The 22174-nt window shown below is 72.5% G+C and carries 21 protein-coding genes; 7 read left to right on the forward strand and 14 right to left on the reverse strand.

Features of this window, described 5'->3' with window-relative positions:
• Positions 1-26: 26 nt before the first annotated feature.
• Positions 27-425: a nuclear transport factor 2 family protein gene (locus tag ACF1BE_RS19140; RefSeq protein ID WP_392200214.1), complete on the forward strand. Its 399-nt coding sequence runs from the start codon at positions 27-29 to the stop codon at positions 423-425.
• A gap of 33 nt (positions 426-458) precedes the next feature.
• Here ACF1BE_RS19140 and ACF1BE_RS19145 read toward each other — a convergent pair whose 3' ends face one another.
• Both ACF1BE_RS19145 and ACF1BE_RS19150 read right to left on the reverse strand, forming a co-directional pair.
• Complete coding sequence (locus ACF1BE_RS19145) at positions 459-1370, reverse strand: hypothetical protein (RefSeq protein ID WP_392200215.1); 912 nt, start codon at positions 1368-1370, stop codon at positions 459-461.
• Positions 1371-1473: 103 nt separating this feature from the next.
• On the reverse strand, positions 1474-2697 hold the full coding sequence (locus tag ACF1BE_RS19150) for a cytochrome P450 (protein WP_392200278.1): 1224 nt from the start codon (positions 2695-2697) through the stop codon (positions 1474-1476).
• Positions 2698-3211: 514 nt separating this feature from the next.
• On the opposite strand from ACF1BE_RS19150, the gene rho reads away from it, so the two are divergent.
• Complete coding sequence (gene rho / locus ACF1BE_RS19155; protein ID WP_392200216.1) at positions 3212-4360, forward strand: transcription termination factor Rho; 1149 nt, start codon at positions 3212-3214, stop codon at positions 4358-4360.
• A 103-nt stretch (positions 4361-4463) separates the two neighbouring features.
• On the forward strand, positions 4464-5636 hold the full coding sequence (locus tag ACF1BE_RS19160; protein WP_392200217.1) for a D-alanyl-D-alanine carboxypeptidase family protein: 1173 nt from the start codon (positions 4464-4466) through the stop codon (positions 5634-5636).
• A 206-nt stretch (positions 5637-5842) separates the two neighbouring features.
• Here the strand turns inward: ACF1BE_RS19160 and ACF1BE_RS19165 are convergent, their stop codons facing one another.
• The 12 genes from ACF1BE_RS19165 to ACF1BE_RS19220 form a co-directional block, all read right to left on the reverse strand.
• Positions 5843-6772, reverse strand: a complete 930-nt coding sequence (locus ACF1BE_RS19165; protein ID WP_392200218.1) for a glutaminase — start codon at positions 6770-6772, stop codon at positions 5843-5845.
• Positions 6773-6894: 122 nt separating this feature from the next.
• Complete coding sequence (aspA, locus tag ACF1BE_RS19170) at positions 6895-8307, reverse strand: aspartate ammonia-lyase (protein ID WP_392200279.1); 1413 nt, start codon at positions 8305-8307, stop codon at positions 6895-6897.
• A gap of 107 nt (positions 8308-8414) precedes the next feature.
• Positions 8415-9431 carry an asparaginase gene (locus ACF1BE_RS19175; protein ID WP_392200219.1) on the reverse strand — a complete coding sequence of 339 codons (1017 nt, stop codon included), beginning with the start codon at positions 9429-9431 and terminating at the stop codon, positions 8415-8417.
• Positions 9432-9442: 11 nt separating this feature from the next.
• Positions 9443-9769 (reverse strand): hypothetical protein, encoded by a 327-nt coding sequence (locus ACF1BE_RS19180; protein ID WP_392200220.1) that lies wholly within the window; start codon positions 9767-9769, stop codon positions 9443-9445.
• Between the two features lie 139 nt (positions 9770-9908).
• Entirely contained in the window at positions 9909-10640 is a 732-nt protein-coding gene (locus ACF1BE_RS19185) for a FadR/GntR family transcriptional regulator (protein WP_392200221.1), read from the reverse strand.
• A 188-nt stretch (positions 10641-10828) separates the two neighbouring features.
• Positions 10829-11665 carry an undecaprenyl-diphosphate phosphatase gene (locus ACF1BE_RS19190; protein WP_392200222.1) on the reverse strand — a complete coding sequence of 279 codons (837 nt, stop codon included), beginning with the start codon at positions 11663-11665 and terminating at the stop codon, positions 10829-10831.
• 152 nt (positions 11666-11817) lie between these two features.
• Positions 11818-11988 carry a hypothetical protein gene (locus ACF1BE_RS19195; RefSeq protein WP_392200223.1) on the reverse strand — a complete coding sequence of 57 codons (171 nt, stop codon included), beginning with the start codon at positions 11986-11988 and terminating at the stop codon, positions 11818-11820.
• A complete protein-coding gene (locus tag ACF1BE_RS19200) occupies positions 11985-12446 on the reverse strand; it encodes a fluoride efflux transporter FluC (RefSeq protein ID WP_392200224.1) in 462 nt (153 codons plus the stop codon). Before ACF1BE_RS19200 ends, ACF1BE_RS19195 begins: the two co-directional genes overlap by 4 nt.
• 68 nt (positions 12447-12514) lie before the next feature.
• Positions 12515-13471 (reverse strand): SMP-30/gluconolactonase/LRE family protein, encoded by a 957-nt coding sequence (locus ACF1BE_RS19205; RefSeq protein WP_392200225.1) that lies wholly within the window; start codon positions 13469-13471, stop codon positions 12515-12517.
• A 14-nt stretch (positions 13472-13485) separates the two neighbouring features.
• Positions 13486-13770, reverse strand: coding sequence for a winged helix-turn-helix domain-containing protein (locus ACF1BE_RS19210; protein WP_392200226.1), 285 nt, complete (start codon positions 13768-13770; stop codon positions 13486-13488).
• 193 nt (positions 13771-13963) lie between these two features.
• The gene (locus ACF1BE_RS19215) at positions 13964-15535 is read right to left on the reverse strand and encodes a glycosyl hydrolase 53 family protein (protein WP_392200227.1); all 1572 of its coding nucleotides are present in this window, start codon (positions 15533-15535) and stop codon (positions 13964-13966) included.
• Between the two features lie 108 nt (positions 15536-15643).
• Positions 15644-17665, reverse strand: a complete 2022-nt coding sequence (locus ACF1BE_RS19220) for a beta-galactosidase (RefSeq protein ID WP_392200228.1) — start codon at positions 17663-17665, stop codon at positions 15644-15646.
• A gap of 237 nt (positions 17666-17902) precedes the next feature.
• On the opposite strand from ACF1BE_RS19220, the gene ACF1BE_RS19225 reads away from it, so the two are divergent.
• The 4 genes from ACF1BE_RS19225 to ACF1BE_RS19240 all read left to right on the forward strand — a co-directional run bounded on the left by ACF1BE_RS19225 (position 17903) and on the right by ACF1BE_RS19240 (position 22141).
• Entirely contained in the window at positions 17903-19219 is a 1317-nt protein-coding gene (locus ACF1BE_RS19225; protein ID WP_392200229.1) for an ABC transporter substrate-binding protein, read from the forward strand.
• 110 nt (positions 19220-19329) lie between these two features.
• Positions 19330-20211 (forward strand): carbohydrate ABC transporter permease, encoded by an 882-nt coding sequence (locus ACF1BE_RS19230; RefSeq protein WP_392200280.1) that lies wholly within the window; start codon positions 19330-19332, stop codon positions 20209-20211.
• A complete protein-coding gene (locus ACF1BE_RS19235; protein WP_392200230.1) occupies positions 20208-21113 on the forward strand; it encodes a carbohydrate ABC transporter permease in 906 nt (301 codons plus the stop codon). Before ACF1BE_RS19230 ends, ACF1BE_RS19235 begins: the two co-directional genes overlap by 4 nt.
• The gene (locus ACF1BE_RS19240; protein WP_392200231.1) at positions 21110-22141 is read left to right on the forward strand and encodes a LacI family DNA-binding transcriptional regulator; all 1032 of its coding nucleotides are present in this window, start codon (positions 21110-21112) and stop codon (positions 22139-22141) included. Before ACF1BE_RS19235 ends, ACF1BE_RS19240 begins: the two co-directional genes overlap by 4 nt.
• The last annotated feature ends 33 nt before the right edge of the window (positions 22142-22174 follow it).

Consider the following 22174-nt stretch of genomic DNA (forward strand, 5'->3'; position numbering starts at 1 on the left):
CTAGTTGACTATGCGGGGTGATCCGAATGCGCGCGTTCCGTGAGGCGGTCGAGGCCCGGGACATGGATGCCGTGGAGGCGCTGCTGGCCGAGGACGTCGTCTTCACCAGCCCGGTCGTGTTCCGGCCGTACACCGGCAGGGCGATCACCGCGGCGATCCTGCGCGCCGTCGTGGAGGTCTTCGAGGATTTCCGTTACGTGCGGGAGATCGGCGACCGGGACGGCCTTGACCACGCGCTGGTCTTCCGGGCCGGGGTGGGCGGCCGGGAGCTGACCGGCTGCGACTTCCTGCACGTGAACGAGCAGGGCCTGATCGACGAGTTCATGGTCATGGTCCGGCCGCTGTCGGGGGCGCAGGCCCTCGCCGAGGCCATGGGCGCGCGGTTCGGGCAGATCACCCGCGAGGCCGGGGCGAGGCCGGCGTGAGCGGCCGGTCCGCGCGCCCCGGTACGGCCGGGGTCAGTCCCTGAGCTGCCGCAGCGTCGCCTTGGCGTCGGTCTTCAGCCAGTCGGTGACGTCGGTGAGCGCGGGCGGGTTCTTGTCCTGGGAGTACGAGGTGAGGTAGAGGCTGTAGGTCATGACGTACGTCACCCAGCCGTCGCGGACGGCGAGGGTGGCGTTGCGGGACCCGCCGGAGGAGCCGCTCACGGTGTCCTGGCTGACCAGGTAGGCCTCGTCGCCGATGCCCTCGACCGGGTCGACGTCGTAACCGGAGTGGCTTTCCCCGTAGTTCTTCCAGCCGGCCGTGAACTCGGGCCCGGGGTCGGTCTTCTTGTGCAGGTCCAGCTGGAGGGTCAGATAGGCGTCCGCGTAGGACGAGCCGGATTTCTTCAGGCTCAGGCTGCAGTAACCCTCGTCCAGCGCCTCGTCCTTGAGGGAGGTGCGGGTCGGCGCGGAGTCCTCCTGGGTGTACTCGTCCTTGAAGGAGGAGTAGTCGGCGCCGGAGCACAGGCTGGAGGGCGCCGAGTAGCCGCGCAGGTCCGCGCTGTCGCTCCTGCCGCCGACGAGGAAGACGCCGGCCGCCCATGCGGCGGAGGCCACGACGGCGCCGACGGCGGCCCACAGCACCGCGCGGCCGGCCGCGCCGCCACCGGACGGGGGAACGGGCGGCACGGGACCGAAGGGCGTTGTCCGGACGTAGGGGTTCCCCGGTTGCGGCTGCCCGGGACCGGGCCCGCCGACCAGCATGGGCTGTGCGTAGAAGGCGCCGGCCGGGGGCGACTGCGGGTTCGGGTGGGGACCGGCCGTCGGCTGCGCGGGGACGGCCGGCTGCGGTGCGGGCTGCTGAGGCTGCGGCTGCGGCTGCGGCTGCGGCTGCGGCTGCGGCGCAGGCTGGTCGGCAGGCTGCGGGGACTGCGGTGGCGTGGACATGCCGTGAAGATAATGGACGGTTGACGGTCAAGTCCCCCGACGTCCGGAACTGTTATGGTCCAGGGATATTTGTTACGGGCTCGCCCGTACGGCCGGTACGCGCTCAGGCCCCCGGCGGCGCGAGGCGCACCGGCAGGCTCCGCACGCTGTTGCCGACGAACCCCGCGTGCGGTGCCAGGTCGTCGTCCGGTACGGCGGGACGCAGCGCCGGGAAGCGGGTGAACAGCCGTTCCAGGGCGACCGTGGCCTCCAGCCGGGCCAGTGGCGCGCCCAGGCAGTAGTGGGCGCCGTGACCGAGGGAGAGGTGCCGGGCGGCACCCGGTCGGGCGGCCCGGGTGAGGTCGAAGCGGTCGGCGTCCCGGCCGTGTGCCGCCGGGTCGCGGCCGGCGGCCGAGTATCCCGCGAGCACGGGCGTGCCGGCCGGGATGAGCGTCCCGGCGACGGTCAGGTCCCGCACCGGGTAGCGGAACGGGAAGTAGCTGACCGGCGCGTCCCAGCGCAGGGTCTCCTCCACGACGTCCGCCCAGCTCGCCTCGCCCGCCCGGACCAGGGCGAGCTGGGCGGGGTGGGCGCACAGGGCGCGTACGGCGTTGGTGACGAGGTTGAGCGTGGTCTCGTGCCCGGCGATGATCATGAGCAGGAGGGTGCCGATCAGTTCCTGCGGGGAGAGCCGGTCGCCGTCCTCGTCCCGGGCGGCGATGAGCGCGCTGGTGAGATCGTCACCGGGGTGTGCGGCCCTGGCGGCGGCGATCTCCTCCAGTACGGCGAGCAGCTCACGATTGGCGGCGACGGCCTCGGCGGGCGGGGTGTCGGTGGCCACGACCTTGCTGCCCAGTTGGTGCAGCCGGGCGCGGAACCGGAGGTCCACGCCGAGGAGTTCGCAGATCACACCCATCGGCAGGGGCAGGGCGAAGTGCCGTCGCAGATCGGCGACACCGTTGCCCGCGGCGGCGGCCCGCGCCAGACCGTCGAGCAGCGTGCCCGTCAACTCCTCGATGCGCGTGCGCAGTCCGGCGATCCGCCGGGGGGTGAAGGCCCGGCTGACGAGGGACCGCAGCCTCCGGTGGTCGTCGCCGTCGGCGGTGGTCATGCCCGGGACGGTGGCGAACGTCAGCAGGGGCCAGCCGGGGGTGATCCGGCCCTCCCGCAGCGCCGTGAAGTGGCGTGCGTCCTTGGCGACCTCGGGGTGCTGGAGGAACTCCTTCAGCGCCTCGTGCCCGAGTACGGCCATGCCCTCGATCCCGCCGGGCAGCTCGACCGGGGTCACGGCGCCCTGGGCCAGCAGCCGCGCGTTGACGGCGTGCGGACAGCCGCCGGCGGGGTCCATGCGGTGCGGGGTGCGTGCGGGCGTGCTCTCCACCGGAGTCTCCTGACGTTCCCCTGACAAGACGGTCGATCGTAGCCCTGCGGCCGTACCCCACCGGCTGCCCCGGCGCTCGCTTCCCTCCGGTGCACTGCCGCGGCCGAGCGGGGCGGCGAGGCCGAGGGCCTGTGCGCGCAGCGGCCCGCCCGTGTCCCCCGCCGTGAGGGGAACGGTCCGGCCCGGCGGCTTGTTGACACGGTCACGGACACAGCGCCCCGTCGGGTGGTACCGTTCCGTCAGCACTTGTGCACGCCCACCGTGGCCGCCGGTGCCAGTTTCTCTCCTTCACGCTGATCTGTTCGCCGTTTCCCGGATTCCCGGCTCCCGGCCCGTCAGCTTCCCAGCACATCCGTCACGGACGTTCCGTCCCGTGCCCGGAGTGCCGTTCCCGCCGCCCGGAGGCAGCCTTCCGCGCCTCCCCCTCGCGGCCTCACCCCCTCCTCGCACTCTCGTTCCGTCCGTGAAAGGACACCCCCTCATGACCACCACACTCGAACACCCTCCCGAGGTCCGGCAGCACCAGGCCGCCCCGACCGTCACCGGTGTCCTGGACATCGACACGCACGGCAAGGGGCACCTGAGGGCCGCGAGCCTCCTCTCCTCCCCCGCCGACCCGCAGGTCGCGCCGGCACTGATCCGCCGCCACGGGCTGCGCACGGGCGACCTGGTCGAAGGCGTCCGGGGCGCACAGCGCGCGCTGACCGAGGTGGCGCGCGTCAACGGGCGGGCTCCCGGTGGCCTCCGTTCCCGGCGGCACTTCCGCGATCTCACCCCGCTCCACCCGCACCGGCGCCTCCGCCTCGAACACCCGGCCTCCGGACCGGCCGGGCGCGTCACCGACCTGCTGGCGCCCGTCGGCAAGGGCCAGCGCGGCCTGATCGTGGCGCCGCCGAAGAGCGGCAAGACCGTGCTGCTGCAGCAGCTCGCCGCCGCCGTGGCCGGCAACCACCCCGAGTGCCGGCTGATGGTCGTCCTGCTGGACGAGCGGCCCGAGGAGGTCACCGAGATGCGTCGCTCGGTGCGCGGCGAGGTGTACGCCTCCACGTTCGACCGGTCGCCCCGGGAGCACACCGCACTCGCCGACCTCGTCCTGGAGCGGGCCAAACGCCTGGTGGAGGCCGGTGAGGACGTCGTCGTCCTGCTGGATTCACTGACCCGGCTGTGCCGCGCCCACAACAACACGTCCGCAGCGGGCGGCCGTACCCTGAGCGGCGGTGTCGACGCGGGCGCGCTGCTCGGCCCCAAGCGGTTCTTCGGCGCCGCCCGGCAGGCCGAGGAGGGCGGTTCGCTCACCATCCTCGCCACCGTGCTGGTGGACACCGGCTCCCGCGCCGACGGCTACTTCTTCGAGGAGCTGAAGGGCACGGGCAACATGGAACTCCGTCTGGACCGGGAACCCGCCGCCCGCCGCGTCTTCCCCGCCGTGGACATCGACGCCACCGGCACCCGCCGCGAGGAACTCCTCCTCACTCCGGCCGAGTTGACGGCCGTAACCGGCCTGCGCCGCGCCCTGCGCTCCCGGGAGACCGGACCGGCCGCCCTGGAGACCCTCCTGGCACGGCTGCGCGCCACCCCGGACAACGCCGCGTTCCTGCGGCAGATCCTGCCCACCCTGCCGGCCGGCTGACCCCGGGCCGGAAGAGTGCCGGGTGCGGCATCCGGGTTGCTCCGTTGGGCCGAACGGCCCGCGCAGCGCGGCACACGGGGACCCCTCTCCGTACGTTGATCGTATGATCACCCGACTTGCTTATCGGGCGGCTGTGTCGGCCTGCTCCCTGTGCGTGACGGGCCTGCTGGCGCTCACGCCGGCCGCTGCCGCCGCAGGCCCCCGGACCGGGGAGCCCGCACCGCCCGCCCCCCGGGCCGCGACGCCCGGGCCCTCCCTGCTCTACCGCTCCGGCACCCAGGTCCGGCCGCGCCGGGGCGCGCCCGGGGTGCCGGACGTCTCGGCGCTGTCCTGGCTGGTCGCCGACGCGGGCAGCGGGGAGGTGCTGGCCGCGGGCGACGCCCACCGCAAGCTACCGCCGGCCAGCACCCTCAAGACCCTGTTCGCGCTCACCGTGCTGCCGACGCTGCCCGGCGGCATGCGGCACACCGTGCGGTACGAGGAGCTGGAGGACGTCCCCGAGGGCAGCAGCCTGGTCGGCGTCGAGGAGGGGCACTCCTACGCGGTGGCCGATCTGTGGCGTGGTGTCTTCCTCAGCTCCGGGAACGACGCCGTGCACGTCCTCGCCTCGCTGAACGGCGGCTGGGACGCCACGGCCGCCCGGATGCAGGTGAAGGCCCGTGCCCTCGGCGCCCTGGACACCCACGTCGTCTCCCCGGACGGCTACGACACCCCCGGCCAGGTGTCCTCCGCCTATGACCTGGCGGTGTTCGGCCGGGCGGGACTGGCCGACCCCGCTTTCGCCCGGTACTGCGCCACCCCCGAGGCCCGCTTCCCCGGTGACGGGTCGCCGTACGAGATCGAGAACACCAACCGGCTGCTGACCGGCGAGGACGGCGTGACGCCCTACCCGGGGCTCGTCGGCATCAAGAACGGCTACACCAGCAACGCGGGCAACACCCTCGTGGCCGCGGCCCGCCGGGGCGGGCGCACGCTGGTGGTGACCGTGATGAACCCGCAGTCCGGCGGCGGGTTCGCCGTGTACGAGGAAGCGCGTGCCCTGCTCGACTGGGGCTTCGCCGCGGCCGGGCGGGTGGATCCGGTCGGGTCGCTGGACGGACTGCGCGCCGCACCCCCCGCGGCGTCGTCCGCCAAGCCGGTGGCGGCGGCCACCGCACCGACGCCGGACGACGACTCGGGCTGGTCCGGCACGGCCGTCGTCGCCGGGCTGGGACTCGGCGCGGGAGCCGTGGCACTGACGCTGCGGGCCAAGGGCGGCCGGACGTCCCGCGGCTGACCCGGCCGGCAGTCCGGACAGCCGGCCCCGCGGGACCGGTTCACGAGGCCGCCGTTCACCGCGCCCGTACCGGAAGACCCGCACGTGACCAGGCACTTCGCCCCGATGGAAGCGGCCCGCACATGACCGGCCCCTCCGCCGCCCTGCCCCCCCGCCGGGCCCCGAGGTGGCCCCCGTACCCTGACCGCTCGGCCGGACCGGCCGCTTCAGAACACCGACAGGCCGGTGAGCGTCGTGAACCGGTCCAGCGCCGCCACGCCGGCCACCGAGTTGCCGCGCTCGTCCAGGCCCGGGCTCCACACGCACAGCGTGCACCGGCCCGGTACGACCGCGATGATCCCGCCACCGACGCCGCTCTTGCCGGGCAGGCCCACACGGTAGGCGAAGTCACCGGCCGCGTCGTACGTGCCGCAGGTCAGCATGACCGCGTTGACCTGCTTGGCCTGGCTGCGGCTGAGCAGCCGGCTGCCGTCGGCGCGGATACCGTGCCGGGCGAGGAAGCCGGTGGCGAGAGCCAGGTCGGCGCAGGAGGCGGCCACGGAACACTGCCGGAAGTACTGGTCGAGCAGGACCGGCACGTCGTTGTCGATGTTGCCGTAGGACGCCATGAAGTGGGCGAGGGCGGCGTTCCGGTCGCCGTGGGCGGTCTCCGACGCGGCGACCTCCAGGTCGAAGTCGAGGGCGGCGTTGCCGCTCTCGGCGCGCAGGAAGGCCAGCAGTTCCCCGGCCGCGTCTCCGGTACGGGTCTGGAGACGGTCGGTGACGACGAGGGCTCCCGCGTTGATGAAGGGGTTCCGCGGGATGCCGCTCTCGTACTCCAGCTGGACCAGTGAGTTGAACGGGTTGCCGGAGGGTTCGCGGCCCACGTGCTCCCACAGTTCGTCGCCCTCGCGCGCCAGGTCCAGGGCCAGCGTGAAGACCTTGGTGATCGACTGCGTGGAGAACGGCTGCTGCCACTCCCCCACCCCGTACACCGTGCCGTCCGGCTCGGCGACGGCCATGCCGAAACGGCGGGGGTCGCGGGCGGCGAGCGCCGGAATGTAGTCGGCGGACCGGCCGCGGCCGGGGGTGCGGTCGATCTCCGCCATGATGCGGTCGAGAACCGGTCGGAACTGCGAGGACATGATCGTCATCATGCCGCACCGCTGACACGGGGGCGCCCGGGACGTCGGCCGCCCGCGGGGTCCCCCCGCCCCGCGAGGCTCCGCGGGTCCCCGCAGGCCCGGACGCCGGGTCGGGGGGCGCGGGTGCCGTCGCGTCAGATCGCCGGTGCCGTCCCGGTGCCCGCCAGCACCTCCGGCCGCAGCAGGCACGCGAGCCGTTCGGCGGGCAGCAGACCCTTCTCCAGGACCAGTTCGGCCACGCCCCGGCCCGTCGCCAGGGCCTCCTTGGCGATGTCGGTCGCGGCCGTGTAGCCGATGTGCGGGTTGAGCGCGGTGACCAGGCCGATGGAGTTCTCGACCGTCGCGCGCAGCCGCTCGGTGTTGGCGGTGATGCCGGACACACAGCGTTCGGCCAGCGTGAGGCAGGCGTTCCGCAGGTGTGTGACGGACTCCGACAGGGAGTGCAGGATGACCGGCTCGAAGGCGTTGAGCTGGAGCTGGCCGGCCTCGGCGGCCATCGTGATGGCGACGTCGTTGCCGATCACCTCGAAGGCGACCTGGTTGACCACCTCGGGGATGACCGGGTTGACCTTGCCCGGCATGATCGACGAACCGGCCTGCACCGGTGGCAGGTTGATCTCGCCCAGACCGGCGCGCGGACCGGAGGACAGCAGCCGCAGATCGTTGCAGCTCTTGGAGAGCTTGACCGCGACGCGCTTGAGGACGCCGGACATCTGGACGAAGGCGCCGCAGTCCTGGGTGGCCTCGACCAGGTTGGCGGCGGTGACCAGCGGCAGCCCGGTGAGGGCGGACAGGTGGCGGCGGGCGGCCTCGGCGTAGCCGGCGGGCGCGTTGAGACCGGTGCCGATGGCCGTGGCGCCGAGGTTGATCTCATGGATCAGCTCGACGGCCTCGGCCAGACGGCTGCGGTCCTCCTCGATCATGACGGCGAACGCGGAGAACTCCTGGCCGAGCGTCATCGGCACCGCGTCCTGCAACTGTGTACGGCCCATCTTGAGCACGTCACGGAACTCGACGGCCTTACGGGCGAAAGCGTCCTGTAGTACGGACATCGCCTTGAGCAGTCCATGTACCGCGAACACCGTAGCTATCTTGACGGCGGTCGGATAGACGTCATTGGTGGACTGGCCGAGGTTGACGTCCTCGTTGGGATGCAGGTGGGTGTACTGCCCCTTGGTGTGGCCCAGCAGCTCCAGCGCACGGTTCGCCACGACCTCGTTGGCGTTCATGTTGGTGGACGTGCCGGCACCGCCCTGGATGACGTCCACGACGAACTGGTCGTGCAGCCGGCCGGCACGGATCTCCCGGCATGCGGCGACGATCGCGGCGGCCTTCTCCGGTGCCAGCAGGCCGAGTTCCTCGTTGGCGAGGGCGGCGGCCTCCTTGACGGCGGCCAGGGCGTCGATCAGGTGCGGGTAGGCGGAGATCGGGGTGCCGGTGATGGGGAAGTTCTCCGTGGCGCGCAGGGTGTGGATCCCCCAGTACGCGTCGGCGGGGACGTCGCGGTCGCCGAGCAGATCGTGTTCGCTGCGGGTGGGCGCGGTCATGGGCGCGGTCATGAGGAGACGGTCCACTTTCTGGGGTACGGAGGTGAGGGCAAGGCGGCGGAACGGTGCCGGGGCCCGCGAGCCCGGCATGATCCGAACGGGAGGGCTCAGACGCAGGCCGCCGGGTGGGCAGGGGCAAGGGCGTCCACCGGTCGCACGCAGCCGACCGGCTCCCCTCCCCCGAGCAGTGGCTCTCCCGCGAACTCGGTGAGCGCGGCCGGGTCTATGCCGGCCCGGGCCAGTGCCGCCGCGGCGACCGGGACACGTGCCCGGTTCGCTCCGTCAGCGATCTTGACTGCGATGGCGCGGCCGTCGGGCAGCGCGGCCACCTGCACGCCCTCGAAGCCGTCCTTGGCGAGCAGCCCGGGCACGGCCCGCATGAGCGCGGCGACGTCCCGGCCGGAGCCGGAGGCCATCTCGGCGTGCTCGCGCATCGCGTCGGCGACGCGCGCCTCGGGCGTGCCGGGCGCCGCGGAGGCGATCCGGGCGACGGCACGGGCGAGGCCGTGCAGGGACACGGCGAACAGCGGGGCGCCGCAGCCGTCCACGGTGACCCGGGCGACGCGCTGGCCGGTCAGTTCCTCGACGGTCGCGGCGACGGCCTGCTGGAGCGGGTGCGCCGGGTCGAGGTAGTCGTCCAGGGACCAGCCGTTGAGCCGGGCGGTCCACAGCATGGCGGCGTGCTTGCCGGAGCAGTTCTGGGCGAGACGGGAGGGCGCCCGGCCCTCCCGGACCCAGGTGTCCCGCACCACCGGGTCGAAGGGCATGTCGGGCACGTTGCGCAGGTCGTTCTCGCCGAGGCCGGCGAGTTCCAGGATGCGCCGGGTGCCGGCGAGGTGTCGCTCCTCACCGGAGTGGCTCGCGGCGGCCAGCGACAGCAGCTCGCCGTCGAGCGGCAGCCCGGCCCGCAGCATGGCCACGGCCTGGACGGGCTTGAGGGCCGAGCGCGGGTAGAAGGCCGCCTCGATGTCACCGAGCCGGAACCGTGTCCGGCCGTCGGCTTCGAGGACGACGACGGAACCGTGGTGGACGCCCTCGACGATCCCGCCGCGGACGAGGTGGGCGACGGGCGTGTGGAGGGGCTCGCGGACGACGGGCGCGCCGGCGGGAGAACTGTCGTACATCACTGCCTGCATCATGGGGTCGGGGCCGGCCGGTACGCGGGTCGCGCGTCGGCGCCGGTGGAGGTGGGTGTGAGGGTGGTGCGGGACATGCGGCCGCGGATGCCGTGGCGGCAGGCGACCGGTGCGGCGGCGATCGGCGGCGGACCCACGGTGGTGCGTCCGGCGCCGTCGTCGGCGTACAGGAGGACCGGGACGCGGGCGGGCGAGGCCCGCCTCACGGCGTCGGTCCGGGGGGAGTCCGGCAGCCCGTACGACGGCCGGACCGGCGTGCCCTTCCGGATCTGCCGGGCGGGCTCGCCCTTCCGGGCCTGCCGCCGGGGCGGCAGCTGACAGGTCATGGTCGTGCCCCGGATCGCGGGAAGGCCGGTCGCCCCGCGGTCGCGGGCGGTCCCGGAACGGGTTCGCCGAGGGTGCGGCCGGCCGGGGCGGCGAGGAGGGCGGTCGGCAGGCGCGTCGCCTCCTCGGAGTGCCGTGCGCTCACGTCCCCGTGCCGCCCGTCGTGGCGGGATCTGCCCGCTGGGGGCGCACGATGTCGGTGAGGGTCGTCTCGACCCGGTCCAGGTGGTGGCTCATGGCCTGCACCGCGTCGTGTTCGCTGCCGTCGGCCAGGGCCTCGACGATCGCCCGGTGCTCGCGGTCGGACTGCTCGCGGCGTCCGCCCAGCTCGTTGAGGAAGGCCGACTGGCGCGCCAGTGCGTCGCGGATCTCCTCGATGACCCGGCGGAACACCGGGTTCTGGGCGGCCTCGGCCACGGCGAGGTGGAAGAGGGTGTCCATGGCGACCCAGGCGGTCGTGTCCGTCTCCCGCTCCATGCGGTCCAGCAGGTGGGCCAGGCGGTCCAGGTTCTCCGGGGTGCGGCGCAGGGCCGCGTATCCGGCGACCGGGATCTCCACGTGGCGGCGCACTTCGAGCAGGTCGCTGGCCGCGTAGTCGCCGAAGGTGGGGTCCTCCACCGCGTTCGCGACGACGAAGGTGCCCTTGCCGGTCCGGGAGACGGTGAGCCCCATCGTCTGGAGCGCGCGCAGCGCCTCGCGCAGGACGGGCCGGGACACCTCGAGGGTGCGGCACAGCTCGGCCTCGGAGGGCAGCTTGTCGCCGATGGCGTAGGCGCCGCTGCCGATGGCGTCCCGGAGGTGGGCGAGGACCGCCTCCATGGCGCTCACGCGCCGAGGGGCCCGACCACCTGTCTGGCTGTCTGACAGGTTCACGGGAGTGATCCTGCGGGTTCCGGGCCGGGGCTGTCAAGGCGGGCCGGGAGAGCACCGGCGGGGGGGGGGGGGCCGGGCCCCCCCCCCCCCCCCCCCCCCCCCCCCCCGGGGCCCCCCGGGGCCCGGGGGGGGGGGGGGGGGGCCCCCCCCGCCCCCCCCCCACCCCGTCGGTGACGTGCGTCCGACGTTCAGCTGCTGAGCGTGCCGGTCCCGAGCAGGCCGAGCAGGAGGACGCCGATGACGATCCGGTAGATCACGAAGGCGTTGAAGGAGTGCTTGGCGACGAACTTCAGCAGCCAGGCGATGGAGGCGTAGGCGACCACGAACGACACGACGGTCCCGACGGCCAGCGGGGCCGCGCCCACGCCCGCGCCGAGGGCGTCTTTCAGCTCGTACAGGCCCGCGCCGGTCAGGGCCGGGATGCCGAGGAAGAAGGAGAGCCGGGTGGCGGCGACACGGTCCAGGTCGAGGATGAGCGCGGTGGACATGGTGGCGCCGGAGCGGGAGAAGCCGGGGAAGAGCAGGGCGAGGATCTGCGAGCAGCCGACCCACATGGCGTCCTTGAACGACGTGTCGTCCTCGCCGCGCTTGTGCCGGCCCATCTGGTCGGCGGCCCACATCACACCCGAGCCGGCGATCAGCGAGCCGGCGACCACCCACAGCGAGGCGAGCGGGCCGTCGATCAGCGGCTTCGCGGCCAGGCCCACCACGACGATCGGGACGGTGGCGGCGATGACCCACCAGGCGAACTTGTAGTCGTGGTGGTAGCGCTCCTCGCGGTCGGTGAGACCGCGGACCCAGGCGGTGACGATGCGCCGGATGTCCTTGAAGAAGTACACGAGCACGGCGGCGATGGCGCCGACCTGGATGACGGCGGAGAACCCGACGACGGACTTGTCGTCGACGGGGATGTCCATGAGTCCCTCGGCGATCTTGAGGTGGCCGGTCGAGGACACCGGGAGGAACTCGGTCACCCCCTCGACTACCCCGAGGACGACGGCCTGACCGACGGAGATGGCGCTCATGGAATCCAGTTCTGAGGAGAGTTAGGTCGACAGTGCAGTAGACAGTACTGACTCCGCCCGGCCGGGCGACAGGCGCCTGGGCCCTCCCGTGCGGTCGGTGAGATGGCGCAGGGGGGCACCGACGGCGGCCCCCGCGGCCGCCAGCAGCCAGTTCACCACGACTTCCTGCCCTCCGGGTCCGGGTCCGCGAGGACGCCCGCGCCGGCGTCTTCGGCGGCGTGCGCGCGGTGCACGATCTCGGAGCAGAGCGGCTTGTGGCGCCGGATGCCGTTCTCGCCGGTGCAGACGGTCAGCCGGCGGGCGCGGTGGGTGGGTGCAGTCATCGCTGCCTCCTGGCCAGCACACGGCGGGCGCCGGCCGAGGCCAGCCAGACCGCCGGGAGGGCCGCGCACAGCGTCGCGGCGAGGTACGCGGCCCCCAGGCCGGGGCGGCCGGCGTCGGCCAGTCGGTGGACGTCGACCGCGTAGGTGGAGAAGGTGGTGAAGCCGCCGAGGACGCCGGTGCCGAAGAACGGCCGCAGCAGGCGGTGGGCGGACCACACGTCGGTGACGAGCACCATGAGAACACCCATGACGGCGCAGCCGGAGACATTGGTCCAGAAGGTCGCCCAGGGGAAGCCGCCCGGGGGCGTGGGCCAGGCGAGGGTGAGGGCGTAACGGGCCAGCGCGCCGAGCGCGCCACCGGCCGCCACGACCGCGACGACGGGCACCTGCGTGCGCCACTCGGGCCTCCGGCGTGCCGCGGAACGGACGCCGCGGGTCTCGGTGCCCGGCGCTGTCATGCTGGTACGTCTCCTGTTGCGGCCCGGTGCGGAGGGGTGGTCACGGACCGGACCAGGGTACCGCCGCCTCAGGGGGCGGTGGGCCGGGCACAGACCGCCACACCGGGCTCCAGGAGGCTGCCGAGCACCAGGTGGTCTCCGGTCGCGCACACGCTGGTGACCATGCGGAATCCGGAGCGCCGGCGGGTGAGGTGGTGGACGGTCCGGCCCCGGTCGTCGACGGCGACCACCCCGACGGTGCCGCTCGGCCGGTACGGCGCGTGGACGGCGGCCAGGGCGGCGCCGCGGCGGACGGCCGGCGGGGTGCGGTGCAGCAGGTCCAGCGGGGGGAGGCGCGGGCCGGCCAGGGCGACCCAGACGGGCCCGCCGGGGCCCTCGCGCCAGAGGTTGTCCGGCATGCCGGGAAGGTCGGCGAAGGGCTCGGTGTGTCCGGCGTGGGGGCCGGTGAGCCGGTAGCGGGTGAGGCGGCAGGAGCCGGTCTCGGCGATCACCAGGAAGGAGCCGTCGGCGCTCGCGGCGAGCCCGTTGGCGAACTGTAGACCCTCCAGCAGGACTTCGGGTCCGCCGCCGGGGGCGAGCCGCAGCAGGCGCCCGGTGCCGGTGTGTTCGACGATGTCGCCGATCCACCGGTGAAGGGGGTAGCGGCGGCTGGAGACGGTGAAGTACACGGTGCCGTCGGGCAGGGCGACGGCGTTGCTGCAGAAGCGGAGCCGCTCCCCCGCCACCGAGTCGGCCAGCACGCGGACAGTGCCGTCGTCCGTGCCGACGCGGAGCAGTCCGCGTTCCGCGTCGCACACCAGCAGGTCGCCGTCCGGCAGGAGTTCCAGTCCCAGGGGACGGCCGCCGGTCTCGGCCAGCACCTCCGTGCGGACCGCGTGCGGGTCGCCGGGGTGGTGGATGCGCAGGACGCGCCCGTCCGCCACGCCGGTCAGCACGCGTCCGTGCGGGTCGGCCACGACGTCCTCCGGTCCGCGGGCGCCCAGACGGACGTGGTGGAGCGGGACGAGTGCCGTGGGTCGGTCCATGTGCGGTCCCTTCTTCACCAGCCCTTTTCGAACATCCGGGCCACCTCGGCGATGCGGATCTCGTCGCGCCGGTAGTAGGTGCGGCAGCAGACCCGGCGGGTGCGCAGGACGCCGAGACGGGTGAGGAGGTCCAGGTGCGCGGTGGCGGTCCGGCGCGGTACGCCCAGTTTGGCGGCGACGGCCCGAGCGGTGACACCGTTGCCGGCCAGGGCGCGGCGGGAGGCGGGGAAGTGGGCCGCCGGATCCTTGAGCCACTCGAGGATTGTCTGCCGCATCCGGCCCGAGGGAGTTGCCGTCATCCGTCCGCCTCCGCTCCCCGGCCTGCTCCTACGCAGTGTTCCCACTGTGGCCCTCGGCGACTCCGGCGCGCCCGGGACCCGGCGCCCGTTGTCCGGTACCGGACGGCGGTGTGACCGGGAGCGGTCGCACCGCCGTCCGCCGGGGACGGCGCGGGCCCGGCCGCCGCGTGCGACCGGGTCCGCCACGGACGGCTCAGCGGTGGCTGAACCACGACAGGGAGGGAAGCGCCCGGTCGTCGTAGCCGAACAGTGCCTGGTTCTCCCAGCCGTTGCCGGAGGTGGCGTCGGCCGGGTCCCAGCCGTTGCCCGTGACGGCGGTCCAGGTCGCCTCCCAGTAGAAGACGCCGAGACCCCGGCCGTTCGGCACGGCCTCCACGATGCTCGCCACGTCGTTCATCCACCTGGCCTGGCCGGCCGCGGTCGCCGGGTAGCCGGGGACCAGCTCTCCGGTGGTGTCGATCTGGTTGGTGAGCGGGTCGTCGCTGTCGAGGCGGAAGGGGTAGGCCGTCTCGGCGACGAAGACGGGCTTGCCGTAGCGGGAGGCCGCGTCGTCCAGGGTGGTCTGGAAGTCGGCGAGCGGGCCGTGCCAGTACCCGTAGTACGACAGGCCGATCGCGTCGAACCTCACTCCGTGGGCGAGGGCGTTGTCGAACCACCACTCGGTGCCGGCCTTGTCCCCGCCCTTGGCCAGGTGCAGCGCCACGAGGGTGGAGGAGTTGACCGCCTTGACGGCGTCGTAGCCCGAGTTGATCAGTCCGGCCAGTTGGCTCCAGTTGTCCGTGGACCCCTCGGACCACAGCATGCCGCCGTTGATCTCGTTGCCCACCTGGACCATGTCGGCGGTGGTGCCCTGCGCCTTCAGGGCGCTCAGCACGTCGTACGTGTGGTTGTACACGTCCGTCCTGAGGCGGCTGTAGCTGTGGCCCGCCCATGCGGCCGGCTTGGTCTGGGCGCCGGGGTCGGCCCAGGTGTCCGAGTAGTGGAAGTCGACCAGGAGCTTCATGCCCTGCGCCTTGACGCGTTCGGCCATGGCCAGGACGTGGGCCTTGTCGTTGTAGCCGTCGGCCGGGTTCACCCACACCTTCAGGCGGGCGTAGTTCATGCCGGACGACCTGAGGACGGCCAGGGCGTCGCCGGCGGCGCCGGAACCGGTCCGGTAGACGCCGCCCTTGGCCTCGCTCTTGGCGAGGGAGGAGATGTCGGCTCCGTGGACGGAGGTGCCGGTGGTGCCGGTGGTGCCGGACGTGAAGGTCACATCGTCGACATTGATCCAGTTGCCCGCGTGGGCGTCACTGTTGACGCTGATGGTGCACTGGTTGCCGGTCACCTCGACCGGCGTGACGATGCGTATCCACCCACTGGGGGAGACGGGCAGATCCGTGCGCTGTTCGGGGCTGCCGCAGTTCTTCAGGGCGAGGTAGGCCGCGTTCTGCCCGCCGCTGGAGCGGACCCACGCGGTGAGGGTGTAGGTGCCGTTGGTCAGCCCGGACAGGTACTGGTAGGTCTCCACCTTGTAGGCGGACGCCGAGTAGTGGCTGAGGCGGTAACTGCCGCCGTGGCCGCCGGACTCGGTGTACGAGGCGCCCGTGTCGCCGTACTCGGACCAGCCGGCGGGCGTGGCCGCGCCCGAACCGCCGGACTCGAAGCCGCCGTTGATGAGGGTGCTCGCGGCCTGGGCGCTCTGGGGGGGCAGGGCGGTGAGGGCGAGCCCGGCCGCGAGGGGCAGCAGCAGGGCCCTGATGGTGCGTCTGGGATGGAACTTCATCGTCCGTCGTCCCTTCGACGTAACTGGGGAGGGTGTCCTCCGGTGGGGCCGGAGGAGAACCCCTCCGCCCGCGGCTCTCGTGGCACACGCGGACGGAGGGGAGCCGGCTCAGCCGTCGAGTCGTACGACCCGGACGGCTCCCGCCGGGACCGCGAGGCGGCCCGCGGCGCGTTCGCCCGTCAGCAGTTCGGTGCCGGACGTGTCCAGCGGCACCTTGGTGTCGCCGGTGGTGTGGTTGACCGCGAAGAGGTAGGTGCCCGACGGGCCGCTGCGGCGCACGACCTCGACGTCGCGGGGCAGGTCGGCGCGCGGGGGGAGCCCGGCGTCGCCGGCCGCCCCGGCGAGGACCGTGTCCAGGCCCCGGGCGTCGAGGCGGGTGGAGACGTACCAGGCGGTGCCCCGGCCGGTCCGGTGCCGGGTGACGGCCGGGTGGCCCGCGGTGAGCCCGTCGGCGTACGTCCACACGGTCTCGGCGCCGCGCGGGACGACGAACTCACTCCACACGTCCCCGGTCAGCGCGGAGCCGTCCGGAGCGGTCAGGCGTACGCGTTCGTCCTTCAGCAGCGGCGAGAACTCCTCCACGGTCAGCCCGAGGACGTCGCGCAGCGCGCCCGGGCAGGCACCCTCGTGCACGGCGTCGTGCTCGTCGACGATGCCGGAGAAGTACGACACCACGAGCGTGCCGCCGTTCTCGGCGTACTTCCGGAGGTTGTCCCCGGCCGCTTCCGTCATCAGGTAAAGGGCCGGCACGACGACAAGGGGATAGGCCGACAGGTCGGCTTCCGGGTGGGCGAAGTCGACGGTGAGGTGGCGGTCGTAGAGAGCCTCGTAGAAGGAGTCGGCGCGCTCGCGCGGGTCGTGGTCCTCGCTGGGGCGCCAGGCGAGGTTCTGCGCCCACCAGGACTGCCAGTCCCACAGCATGGCCACGTCGGCCTCGGTGCGCGTGCCGCGGACGGTGCTCAACGCCTCGACGGACGAGCCGAGTTCGACCACCTCGCGCCAGACGCGGGTGTCGGTGCCGCCGTGCGGGAGCATCGCCGAGTGGAACTTCTCGGCGCCGCGCCGGGACTGGCGCCACTGGAAGAACATCGCGCCCTCGGAGCCGCGGGCGATGTGCGCGAGGGAGTTGCGGGCCATCTCGCCGGGGGCCTTGGCGGGGTTGCGGGGCTGCCAGTTGACACCCGACGTGGAGTGTTCCAGCAGCAGCCAGGGGGCCCCGCCGGCGACCGAGCGGGTGAGGTCGGCGGCCATGGCGAGGTTGACGTGTGTGCGGCGGCCGTCGGTGATCAGGTAGTGGTCGTTGGTGACGAGGTCGACCTCGCGGGCCCAGGCCCAGTAGTCCATGGAGTCGCACTGGCTGAGGGCGGTCATGAAGTTGGTGGTGACGGGTACGCCCGGTGCGAGGCGGTGCAGGATGTCCCGTTCGGCGCGGAAGTTCTCCCGGACGGTGGCGTCGGCGAAGCGCCGGTAGTCGAGCGCCTGGCCCGGGTTGCCGGCGGTCGGGGTGGCCCGGGGCGGGTTGATCTGTTCGAAGCCTGTGTAGCGCTGGCCCCAGAAGGCGGTGCCCCAGGCCTCGTTGACGGCGTCGACGGTGCCGTAGGTGTCCGCGAGCCAGCGGCGGAAGTGGGCCGCGCAGGAGTCGCAGTAGCAGGCCGAGACGGGGACGCCGTATTCGTTGTGGACGTGCCACATCGCCAGCGCCGGGTGGTCGCCGTAGCGCTCGGCCAGCGCGGTGGTGACGGCCGCGGCGGCGGCCCGGTAGTCGGCGTTGCTGTGACAGATCGCGCCGCGCGAGCCGAACTCGTAGCGCATGCCCTCCGCGGTGACGGGCAGCGCCTCGGGGTGTGCCCGGTAGAACCAGACCGGAGGCACCACGGTCGGTGTGCCGAGGTCGACGCGGATGCCGTGGTCGTGGAGGAGACCGATGACCCGGTCCAGCCAGCCGAAGTCGTACTCCCCCGGTGCGGGTTCCAGCAGGGCCCACGAGAAGATCCCGACGCTGACCATCGTGACGCCGGCCTCGCGCATCAGCCGGACGTCCTCCTGCCAGACGGACTCCGGCCATTGCTCGGGGTTGTAGTCCCCTCCGAAGGCGAGCCTGGTGAGGCCCCTGGGGCTGATGTCAGGCATGGATGCCTCCCGGAAAATCGATCATTTGGGAACGTGCACACACATCGTCAGCGGCGCGAGCCCAACATAACCGCACAGCAACAACCATTGACAAGTGTCCGGGATGTTTCTCTACTGTGAACGCTCACAGAAGCATGGCAGGGGCTCTCCCAGGCGGGAGCACCCGGGTCATGTGAACGTGCACATCTGCATGGCAGGTCCCCGCAGCGGGTGGGGGCCCAGGTCAGGGGAGAAACCATGCCGCACACGAAGCGCCGCCGCCTCGTGACAACCGCCCTCGCCGTCTCTCTCGGTGCCACCGCCCTCGCCGCCTGCGGTTCCGAGGACGGCAGCAAGGCCGAGTCGGGTCCCGTCTCGCTGACGTACTGGACCTGGACCCCCGGCATGGACAAGGTCGTGGACCTGTGGAACAAGGGGCCGGGCAAGAAGGACCGGATCACCGTCACGGTGAAGAAGCAGGCGTCCGGCGACACGCTGGTCACCAAGATCCTCACCGCGCACAAGGCGAAGAAGGCCCCCGACCTGGTGCAGGCCGAGTACCAGGCGCTGCCGACGCTGGTCAGCAATGACGCGCTGGCCGACATCTCGCGGGAGGTCGGCGGCGTCCAGGACAAGTTCGCCGACGGCGTCTGGCAGCAGACCACCCTCGGCACGGACGCCGTCTACGCGGTGCCGCAGGACATCGGCCCGATGATGTTCTACTACCGCGCGGACCTCTTCGAGAAGTACGGCCTGAAGGTCCCCACCACGTGGGAGCAGTTCGCCGAGACGGCCCGCCTGCTGAAGAAGAAGGCGCCGGACAAGGACCTGACCACCTTCTCCGCCAACGACTCCGGCCTCTTCGCCGGGCTCGCCCAGCAGGCCGGCGCCAAGTGGTGGACCACGTCCGGCGACAAGTGGAAGGTCGCGATCGACGACGCGGCCACCCGCAAGGTCGCCGGGTTCTGGGGCGGCCTGGTCGAGGAGGGCGTCATCGACAACCAGCCGATGTACACCCCCTCCTGGAACAAGGCGCTCGACACCGGCAAGCAGATCGCCTGGGTGAGCGCCGTGTGGGCGCCGGGCACGCTGACCACGGCGGCGCCGGACACCAAGGGCAAGTGGGCCATGGCCCCGCTCCCCCAGTGGTCGCTGGACCAGGACGCCACCGGCAGCTGGGGCGGCTCCTCGACGGCGGTCACCACCGACTCCGCGCACCAGACGGCCGCCGCCGAGTTCGCGGCCTGGCTCAACACCGACCACGACGCCCTCAACGCGCTGGCCAAGGAGAGCGGCATCTACCCGGCCTCCACCTCCGCCCAGCTCAGCGGCGCCTTCTCCAACCCGCCGGCGTTCTTCGCCAACCAGCCGGACTTCTACACCAGAGCCGCCGCCATCGCGAAGACCACCGCACCCTCCGCGTGGGGCCCGAACGTGAACGTCGCCTACACGTCCTTCAAGGACGCCTTCGGCGCCGCCGCGAAGAACAAGTCGGACTTCACCGCCGCCCTGGGGACGATGCAGGACGACACGGTCGCCGACATGAAGAAGCAGGGCTTCGAGGTCTCCCGGTGAGCAGCTCCGCCAGCTCCGCAGGCCGGACGTGGTACGGGGCCGAGGGGGCCCCGTACGGCCACCCGTCTGCCCGCACCGTCCGCCGGGCGCGCAGCGCGCCCTATGTCTTCCTGGTTCCCGCCACCCTGCTGTTCGCCCTCTTCTTCGCGCTGCCCATCGGTTACGCGGTCTGGCTCAGTTTCCGCAAGGTGCACGTCTCGGGCCTGGGCCTGGGCTCTGGTGCGCGCACCGAGGTGTGGGCGGGCTGGCAGAACTACACCGAGGCCTTCCAGGACAGCGAGCTGCTGCGGGGCGCGCTGCGCGTGCTCGGCTACGGCTGCGTCGTCGTCCCGGTGATGCTGGGCCTCGCGCTGCTGTTCGCGCTGATGCTGGACTCCGAGAAGGTGCGGCTCGCCCCGGTCACCCGGCTCGCGATCTTCCTGCCGTACGCCATCCCCGGCGTGGTCGCCGCGCTGCTGTGGGGCTTCCTGTACCTGCCGGACGTCAGCCCGTTCTACTTCGTGCTCGACCGGCTGGGCCTGCCGCAGCCGGACCTGCTGGACGGCGGGCCGCTCTTCCTCGCCCTGTCGAACATCGCGGTCTGGGGCGGCACCGGCTTCAACATGATCGTCATCTACACCTCGCTGCGGTCCATCCCTGCGGAGGTGTACGAGGCGGCGAAGCTGGACGGCGCCACCCCCACGCAGATCGCCCTACGGATCAAGATTCCGATGGTGGTGCCCTCGCTGGTGCTGACCTTCTTCTTCTCGATCATCGCGACGCTCCAGGTGTTCAACGAGCCGACCACCCTGAAGCCGCTCACCAACTCCGTCAGCACGACCTGGAGTCCGCTGATGAAGGTGTACCAGGACGCCTTCGGCCGGAACGACATCTACTCGGCGGCGGCCGAGGCGACGCTGATCGCCGTCGTCACGCTGCTGCTGTCGTTCGGTTTCCTGCGGGCCGCGAACCGCCGCAACACGCGGGACGTCAGTCAAGGAGAAGCAGGATGAGTACTCTTGCCGTCCGCAAGGCCGCCCCGGCCGCGGGCACCACCCCGGGTACGGCGCAGGGTCCGCCGTGGCGCCGCCGGATCGCGCTGGTCCCGACGGTCACCCTGCTGTTCGGCGCGGTCTACACGCTGCTGCCGGTCGCCTGGGTGGTGATCGCCTCGACCAAGTCCGGGCACGAGCTGTTCTCCACCTTCACCTTCCTGCCGGGCACCGGTCTCGCCGGCAACCTCGCGGACCTCAACGCCTACCGGGACGGCGTCTACTGGACGTGGATGGGCAACTCCGCGCTGTACGCCGGTCTGGGCGCCCTGCTGTCGACCGCCGTGTCGGCGGTCAGCGGGTACGCGCTCGCGACCTACCGTTTCCGGGGCCGCGAGACGATGTTCAACGTCCTGCTCGCGGGCGTGCTGATGCCGCCGGTGATCCTCGCGATCCCGCAGTACCTGCTGCTGGCGAAGGCCGACCTCACGGACTCCTACCTGTCCGTGCTGCTGCCGCAGATCCTCTCCCCGTACGGCGTCTACCTCGCCCGTGTCTACGCGTCCGCCGCCGTGCCGGCCGACGTGGTGGAGGCCGGGCGGATGGACGGGGCGGGCGAGTGGCGGATCTTCACCCGGATCGCGCTGCCGATGATGATCCCCGGCATGGTCACCGTGTTCCTGTTCCAGTTCGTGGCGATCTGGAACAACTTCCTGCTGCCGTACATCATGCTGAGCGACGACGAGAAGTTCCCGCTCACGCTGGGTCTGTACACACTGCTGGAGCAGGGTTCGAACACGCCCGCGCTGTACACCCTGGTGATCACGGGTGCCTTCCTCGCGGTCCTTCCGCTGATCGCCCTCTTCCTGGTCGTTCAGCGCTTCTGGAGCCTGGACCTGCTGTCCGGGGCCGTAAAGTCATGACCATGAGCCATACGGGGGGCCGGCGCAGACCGCCGACGATCCACGACGTGGCGCGCGAGGCGGGTGTCTCGCGCGGCACCGTCTCACGCGTGCTCAACGGCGGGCACTACGTCAGCCCCGCGGCCCAGGAGGCGGTCAACGCCGCGATCCGCAGGACGGGTTACGTCGTCAACCGGCACGCCCGTTCCCTGATCACCGGACGGTCGGACTCCGTCGGCTTCCTGCTGACCGAGCCGCAGGAGCGGTTCTTCGAGGACCCCAACTTCAACGTCCTGCTGCGTGGTTGCACGCAGGCGCTGGCCGCGCACGACGTCCCGCTGCTGCTGATGCTGGCGGGCACGCAGGACGAACGGCGGCGGATCACGCGGTACATCACGGCCGGCCATGTCGACGGGGTGCTGCTGGTCTCCAGCCACTCCGGTGACCCGGTGGCCGAGGAGCTGCGGGAGGCGGGGGTGCCGCTGGTCGCCTGCGGCAAGCCGATCGGGCTCGGCTCGAAGGTGAGTTATGTGGCCGCCGACGACCGGGACGGCGCACGGGACATGGTCCGGCACCTGCTGTCGCTGGGGCGCCGGCGGATCGGCGTGGTCACCGGCCCGCTGGACACCCCCGGCGGTGTCGAGCGGCTCGCCGGTTACCGGGAGGTCCTCGCCGAGGCGGGCATCGCGGCCGACGAGCGGCTCGTCGTCTCCGGCGACTACAGCCGGGCCAGCGGTGAGGCCGGTGCGGAGCGGCTGCTGGCGCGGACGCCGGACATGGACGCCGTGTTCGTCGCCTCCGACCTGATGGCGCAGGGTGTGCTGGCGGCCCTGCACCGGGCCGGGAAGCGGGTGCCGGACGACATCGCCGTAGGCGGTTTCGACGACTCGCCCGCGGCGACCGCCGCCAGTCCGGCGCTCACCACGATCCGGCAGCCGTGGGACCGGATCAGCACCGAGATGGTGCGGGTGCTGCTCGCCCAGATAGGCGGCGAGGACCCGGCGGCGGTGATCCTGCCGACGGAGCTGGTCCGGCGCGAGTCGACGTGACGGAGGGCGGCCGCCGGCCGCCTCCCGGCACGG

Origin of the sequence: Streptomyces sp. NPDC014991 (assembly GCF_043080665.1) — a bacterium.
GTDB lineage: Bacteria > Actinomycetota > Actinomycetes > Streptomycetales > Streptomycetaceae > Streptomyces.

Excerpts from the sequence above, each read along its gene's own strand:
- ACF1BE_RS19140 (WP_392200214.1), top strand. The coding sequence starts at position 27 with ATGCGCGCGTTCCGTGAGGCGGTCGAGGCCCGGGACATGGATGCCGTG.
- ACF1BE_RS19145 (WP_392200215.1), bottom strand. The coding sequence starts at position 1,370 with ATGTCCACGCCACCGCAGTCCCCGCAGCCTGCCGACCAGCCTGCGCCG.
- ACF1BE_RS19150 (WP_392200278.1), bottom strand. The coding sequence starts at position 2,697 with ATGGACCCCGCCGGCGGCTGTCCGCACGCCGTCAACGCGCGGCTGCTG.
- rho (WP_392200216.1), top strand. The coding sequence starts at position 3,212 with ATGACCACCACACTCGAACACCCTCCCGAGGTCCGGCAGCACCAGGCC.
- ACF1BE_RS19160 (WP_392200217.1), top strand. The coding sequence starts at position 4,464 with ATGATCACCCGACTTGCTTATCGGGCGGCTGTGTCGGCCTGCTCCCTG.
- ACF1BE_RS19165 (WP_392200218.1), bottom strand. The coding sequence starts at position 6,772 with ATGATGACGATCATGTCCTCGCAGTTCCGACCGGTTCTCGACCGCATC.
- aspA (WP_392200279.1), bottom strand. The coding sequence starts at position 8,307 with ATGACCGCGCCCACCCGCAGCGAACACGATCTGCTCGGCGACCGCGAC.
- ACF1BE_RS19175 (WP_392200219.1), bottom strand. The coding sequence starts at position 9,431 with ATGTACGACAGTTCTCCCGCCGGCGCGCCCGTCGTCCGCGAGCCCCTC.
- ACF1BE_RS19180 (WP_392200220.1), bottom strand. The coding sequence starts at position 9,769 with ATGACCTGTCAGCTGCCGCCCCGGCGGCAGGCCCGGAAGGGCGAGCCC.
- ACF1BE_RS19190 (WP_392200222.1), bottom strand. The coding sequence starts at position 11,665 with ATGAGCGCCATCTCCGTCGGTCAGGCCGTCGTCCTCGGGGTAGTCGAG.
- ACF1BE_RS19195 (WP_392200223.1), bottom strand. The coding sequence starts at position 11,988 with ATGACTGCACCCACCCACCGCGCCCGCCGGCTGACCGTCTGCACCGGC.
- ACF1BE_RS19200 (WP_392200224.1), bottom strand. The coding sequence starts at position 12,446 with ATGACAGCGCCGGGCACCGAGACCCGCGGCGTCCGTTCCGCGGCACGC.
- ACF1BE_RS19205 (WP_392200225.1), bottom strand. The coding sequence starts at position 13,471 with ATGGACCGACCCACGGCACTCGTCCCGCTCCACCACGTCCGTCTGGGC.
- ACF1BE_RS19210 (WP_392200226.1), bottom strand. The coding sequence starts at position 13,770 with ATGACGGCAACTCCCTCGGGCCGGATGCGGCAGACAATCCTCGAGTGG.
- ACF1BE_RS19215 (WP_392200227.1), bottom strand. The coding sequence starts at position 15,535 with ATGAAGTTCCATCCCAGACGCACCATCAGGGCCCTGCTGCTGCCCCTC.
- ACF1BE_RS19220 (WP_392200228.1), bottom strand. The coding sequence starts at position 17,665 with ATGCCTGACATCAGCCCCAGGGGCCTCACCAGGCTCGCCTTCGGAGGG.
- ACF1BE_RS19225 (WP_392200229.1), top strand. The coding sequence starts at position 17,903 with ATGCCGCACACGAAGCGCCGCCGCCTCGTGACAACCGCCCTCGCCGTC.
- ACF1BE_RS19235 (WP_392200230.1), top strand. The coding sequence starts at position 20,208 with ATGAGTACTCTTGCCGTCCGCAAGGCCGCCCCGGCCGCGGGCACCACC.
- ACF1BE_RS19240 (WP_392200231.1), top strand. The coding sequence starts at position 21,110 with ATGACCATGAGCCATACGGGGGGCCGGCGCAGACCGCCGACGATCCAC.